The sequence below is a fragment of the Binatus sp. (SeqCode) genome, assembly GCF_036522015.1.
Classification (GTDB): Bacteria; Desulfobacterota; Binatia; order Binatales; family Binataceae; genus Binatus.
Window position 1 is genome coordinate 1 of record NZ_DATDGQ010000373.1, and the last position, 1,660, is coordinate 1,660.

The window sequence follows — 1,660 nt, forward strand, 5'->3', positions numbered from 1 at the left end:
GCGATCTCGATGCTCGCGTTCAGCCTGGTTTCGATGATCTTTCTGTACGCGCTGCAGCGTCTCCAGTACTACCTGCCGTTGAATCCGCAGGGACTCGCCGGAGTGCCGCCGGGACTCGCCTTCAACACCGCGGCCAGCTTCACCACCAACACCAACTGGCAGGCGTACTCGGGCGAGCAGACGCTGAGCTACCTGACGCAGATGGTCGGGCTTACGTCGCACAACTTTCTCTCGGCGGCGGCTGGAATCGCGATGGCGGCAGCGGTGATTCGCGGATTCGCGCGGCGCAGCGCGAAGACTATTGGCAACTTCTGGGTTGATCTCACGCGCACCACGTTGTGGGTGTTGCTGCCGCTCTCGCTCATCTTCGCGCTGTTCCTGGTTTGGCAGGGAGTGCCGGACAACTTCAGTCCGTACGTAAATGCGACGACGCTCGAGGGCGCTACGCAAACGATCGCGGAAGGGCCGGTGGCGTCGCAGGAAATAATCAAGGAGCTCGGCACCAACGGCGGCGGCTTCATGAACGTCAATTCGGCGCATCCATACGAGAATCCGACGCCGTTGACGAACCTGCTCGAGATGCTCGCGATCCTTTCGATAGGAGCCGGCCTGACTCACACGTTCGGCAAGATGGTCGGCGATCGCAAACAAGGATGGGCGCTGTTCGCAGTGATGGCGATTCTGTTTCTCGCTGGCGCGGCGCCCGCCATCTGGGCTGAGCAACACGGCAATCCGCAATTCAGCAAGATGGGAATCGATCAGCATGCTTCCGCAACCCAAAGCGGCGGCAACATGGAGGGCAAGGAAACCCGTTTCGGGATCGTCGAGTCCGCGCTGTGGGCTACTGTCACGACTGATACTTCGTGCGGCGCGGTGAACTCGATGCACGACAGCTTCACGCCGCTGGGCGGGATGGTGCCGATGATCAACATGCAGCTCGGCGAAGTGATCTTCGGCGGCGTCGGATCAGGGCTGTACGGTATCATCGTGATGGCGGTGCTGGCGGTGTTCATCGCGGGGCTGATGGTCGGGCGTACGCCCGAGTACCTCGGCAAGAAAATCGAAGCACGCGAGATGAAGCTCGCGATGCTCTACGTGCTCATTTTCCCGACCGTCATTTTGATACCGAGCGCGCTAGCAACGGTCGTGCCCGCGGGGCTCTCCAGCATGTCGAATCCAGGGCCGCATGGATTTTCGCAAGTCTTGTACGCATACACGGAGGCGGGGGCCAACAACGGCTCGGCCTTCGGCGGGCTCAACGCCAACACCACTTTTTACAACGTGACGATCGCGATCGTGATGCTGCTGGGCAGGTTCATGATGGCGATTCCCGCGCTCGCGATCGCAGGCTCGGTCGCGGCCAAGAAATCCACCGCTGCCAGCGCTGGGACATTCCCGACCGACGGCGTTCCGTTTGTGTTCCTGCTGATTGGCGTGATCGTGATCGTCGGCGCGCTGACGTTTTTCTGCGCGGTCGCGCTCGGACCGATCGTCGAGCAACTGCTGATGATGTCCGGGAAACTGTTCTAGGTCTGGTGTTTCTGAAATGAGTGACCGCAAGGCTCCCGCTCTTTGGAATCGCGAAATCGTCTCGCGCGCGTCGATCGACTCGTTCGTCAAGCTCGATCCGCGCATGATGATCAAAAATCCGGTGATGTTC

1 protein-coding gene is annotated in these 1,660 nt (G+C 60.5%); it reads left to right on the forward strand.

Annotated elements, in window-relative coordinates:
* On the forward strand, positions 1-1,530 hold a 1,530-nt coding region (gene kdpA, locus VIW95_RS15990), incomplete at its 5' end, for a potassium-transporting ATPase subunit KdpA (RefSeq protein ID WP_331588357.1).
* Positions 1,531-1,660: the final 130 nt, after the last annotated feature.